Below are 3,986 nucleotides of genomic sequence, written 5' to 3' on the forward strand. Positions count from 1 at the left end.
TATTCAGACATACATTAAATTTCAGAGTAGTTTATCTATAAGATATATCAAAGTTAATATATATCTTCTATTTCTCAGGAAATATTACTTCTATCTACATAAATATTTATAAAATTCTCTTTATTTTGCAAAGTATAAATATGATATAATTATATAAATATTGTAAATTCATCTTAAATCAAAAAATATATAGGATTTAAAAATATAATATATCAATTTGTATATTGGTTTTTAAATTAAATTCACTAGAGAAGATATGAGGTAAATAAATATGAACAATTTTAAAGATTTAAAAGATTATAGTTTAGAAGAAAAACAAGAATTATTTTTAGCTAAGTACGAAGACAAATTTAAATTTTATGGTAAGAAGAGTAAAATAGCTGATAGAATAATAAGTCTAAATAAGAACAGTAAGCCTAATCCTGAAAAACTAGCAGTTATAGAGGGCATTTGGGCTTTAAATTTAGCACTTAAATATAATGTAGCCATAAAATATTTTGTAATATGTTTAGAAAAAATCCACTCTGTAGAATCTCAAAAATTAGTTGAAGATTATGTACATTTAGCTGAAGAATGCTGTATAGTATCTGAAAAAGTTTTTAATAGTATAAGTGAAAAAGAGAATTCTCAAGGTGTTATGGCTGTATGCTATTTACAAAACAAAACTTTAGATGACATATACGTTACCAATAACTCAATAATATTAATACTTGATGGCCTAGAGATACCTGGAAACGTAGGTACTATTATTAGATCTGCTGATGCTACTGATATAGATGCTATTATTATTAACAATAGAAAAACAAGATTAAATCATCCTAAACTAATAAGAAGTAGTATGGGATCTTGCTTTAAAGTTCCTATTGTAGAATCTAATTTTGATGAAATTAAAAATTGGTTGGTTAAGAAAAACTTCAAAACCATAATCACAGATACAGATGCAGATACAAATTATTATGATTTAGACTATAAAGGACGAGTAGCTATAATAATGGGAAGTGAAAAATATGGTGTATCAGAAGATTGGTATAACACAGAATATACTGGTGTTTCTATCCCAATGCTAGGTGACTGTGATTCCTTAAATGTTGGAGTTGCCTCAACTATAATATTATACGAGGCATCACTTAAAAATAAAGGGCTAATTAAAAGTAGAGACTAACACTCTTACAATTGAGAATGGAAAATTGACAATTGAAAATTAAGGAAACTTCTCCTTTATAGGATAAGTTTTTAATTGATTCTTTTCTTGAAGTTACACAATAACTTCTTATAAAAAACTAGCAATGTAATTGCTAGTAAAAATAGTTAAAGAAATTAATTTATAAAATTAATTTCAACCTTAATTGTCAATTGTCCATCGTCAATTGTCCATTGCCTAAGTTTTCTGGTGGTGAAAAAACAGGCTATGATTTTAATCATAGCCATGTATATGAATAATGAATTAATAATTTTTATAATTTATTTATACGGTTACTTTTTTCTTTGTAAAAGCTGAAATCAACCATCTTAATAAAGCGGTTACTACTGCTAATACGATGAAAATAGGAAGTGTTTTATTGGTTAATAGACCGATATTTAAAATATGTCTAAATAAATATGCTGCTGCATAAAAACCTACTGCTACAGTTGAGAATAAAAATACTCTTAATTTATTGAATGGTAAGCATGCTTTAAGTACACCAATTACACTTACAAATCCAACCATATAATACATTAATGTCACTTTATCTAACTCAGATAATCCCTGATTTGGAGCTAATAGATAAACTGCAATAATATTTATAATAATTAAAATTGCATTTGGCAATGCAGTTTTTATAACGGTATTTAAAAAGGTCCCTTTGATCCTCTTCTTATCAGGTTCAAAAGATAAGAAGAAGGAAGGATATCCCTCGATGGCTAAGTCAATTAACGTAATTTGTATTGGAATAAATGGAAATGCAGTCATGGTAACTACATTGATAATGCACAGCACTAATGAATAAAGTGTCTTAATAAAAAAGATAGAAGCTACTTTTGTAACATTATTAACAACACGTCTTCCTTCTGCAAGTACATCTGGTAAAGCTGAAAAATCAGAATCTAATAATACAAGTTGAGAGACTTGCTTTGCTGCATCATTTCCTTCAGCCATGGCAATACTACAATCTGCCTCTCTTAACGCCAATACATCATTTACTCCATCGCCTGTCATCGCTACCGTATGGCCATTTTCTTGCAAGGTTTTCACAAGTAGTTGTTTTTGCTCTGGTCTCACACGTCCAAAGACACTGTATTTATCAGCTGCTTTTCTAACTTCTTCATCGGTCTTCAACTGAGATAAATCAATATAAGAAGCATAATCTTCAAGACCAGCTTTTTTAGCAATATTGGAAACAGTTACTGGGTTATCTCCAGAGATAACTTTCACTTGAACACCCTCATTTTTGAAAAAATCTAATGTTTCTTTTGCATTTTTTCGAATTGGGTCATCTAATTCAATTGCTACAATAGCTGTAACATTGGGAATTGCAGCCTCTGTTACAACATCCTCAGTATGTGCTAATAGTAAAACACGTCTTCCCATTTCTTGTGCTTCTGCCACTAATTCAGGTAATTGTTGGTCTTTTAATAAGATTTCTGGCGCTCCCAAAATAATAGTACCAATTTGATCAAAAGTAACTGCTCCCCATTTTCGTTCAGAAGAAAAAGCTACTTTTGAAACAGCTACTTGATTGTCATTACTTAAAAAATATGATCTTAACGCCGCCATAGTAGCATTATTATCATCTGTTGAATTCAAGTATGCACCAATTACTTCTTCTATCGGTACAGATGCTATATCTTCACGTAAAATATTTACTTTAGAAACTGTCATCTTTCCCTCTGTAATAGTTCCTGTTTTGTCTAAACAAATGGTGTCTACATGAGCTAATGTTTCTATAGAAAACATCTCTTGAACCAATATTCTTTTCTTAGATAATTTTATAACACCAGTAGCAAGAGAAATACTAATCAGTAGCACTAAACCTTTCGGCAGCATACCAAGTAAAGCTGCTGAAGTTGATACAACAGAAGCTTGCATTGTATCTGACCGTACTAAATAAGCTTCTAGGAATAAGGTAACCCCTAGCAATAAAATAAAATAACTTGTAAATTTAGTTACTTTTCTCATAGAACGCATCAATTCTGAGTTTACTTGCTTATGCTTTTTAGCCCCCTCAGTCAATTGTGCTGAAAAATTTTCTTCACCTACATGTTCTACTCGAGCATAACATTTACCACTTACTACAAAACTTCCTGAAAGAAGCATATCTCCAGCTTTTTTTATAATAGAATCAGATTCTCCTGTAAGTAGTGATTCATTAACCTCAATTTCCCCATGGACAACAATAGAATCTGCTGCTATCTGACTCCCCATATCAAGCATGATAATATCATCTTGAACTAAATCCTCAACTAAGATTTCCTTTTGTTCTCCATCACGAATAACATGTGCTTTTAGAGCAGAAATCAGAGAAAGTTTTTCAACCAAATTTTTAGCATGAATTTCTTGAAAAATTCCAATACTCATATTCACTATGATAATTAGTAAATAAGCCATATTTGTGTAGGCACCAACCAAAGCCAAACAAATACCAATTAAGAAGTTCAATAGGTTAAATAATGTAAATACATTTTCTCTAATGATCTCTCCGTTAGTTTTTGTTACCTTCTTAGGTGCAACATTCAAAAGGCCCTTTTCTTTTTGAATAGCAACTTCTCTTTCCGTTAATCCTTTATCATAAGAAGCCGTTATTCTCGTTTCATTCTTTATCTCCATTATATCCTCCAGAACATTTTTATCTAAAGTTTAATAATCTTTTTTTTATATGTAATAGATAGAGTATACAATAAAAATAATTGTACTACTAGATAATAAAATATTCTTAATGTTAAAATAATGTTATGATAAAGTAAAATTTTATGTTAACAACCGAACTCAATTCACAATTCACAATGCA

Annotated in this window: 2 protein-coding genes; one reads left to right on the forward strand and one right to left on the reverse strand. The window is 29.8% G+C overall.

The features are described from left to right. The first annotated feature begins 271 nt into the window (after positions 1 to 271). Positions 272 to 1,162 carry an RNA methyltransferase gene (locus tag B2W91_RS05965; RefSeq protein ID WP_291579398.1) on the forward strand — a complete coding sequence of 297 codons (891 nt, stop codon included), beginning with the start codon at positions 272 to 274 and terminating at the stop codon, positions 1,160 to 1,162. A 303-nt stretch (positions 1,163 to 1,465) separates the two neighbouring features. On the opposite strand, the gene B2W91_RS05970 is transcribed toward B2W91_RS05965, so the two are convergent. Continuing rightward, positions 1,466 to 3,805: a cation-translocating P-type ATPase gene (locus B2W91_RS05970; protein WP_291579399.1), complete on the reverse strand. Its 2,340-nt coding sequence runs from the start codon at positions 3,803 to 3,805 to the stop codon at positions 1,466 to 1,468. Positions 3,806 to 3,986 lie beyond the last annotated feature (181 nt).

Origin of the sequence: Clostridium sp. UBA6640 (assembly GCF_002455975.1) — a bacterium.
Taxonomy (GTDB): domain Bacteria; phylum Bacillota; class Clostridia; order Clostridiales; family Clostridiaceae; genus Clostridium_J.

Coding starts and splice junctions, on each gene's coding strand:
- B2W91_RS05970 (WP_291579399.1), bottom strand. CDS start 3,805: ATGGAGATAAAGAATGAAACGAGAATAACGGCTTCTTATGATAAAGGA.
- B2W91_RS05965 (WP_291579398.1), top strand. CDS start 272: ATGAACAATTTTAAAGATTTAAAAGATTATAGTTTAGAAGAAAAACAA.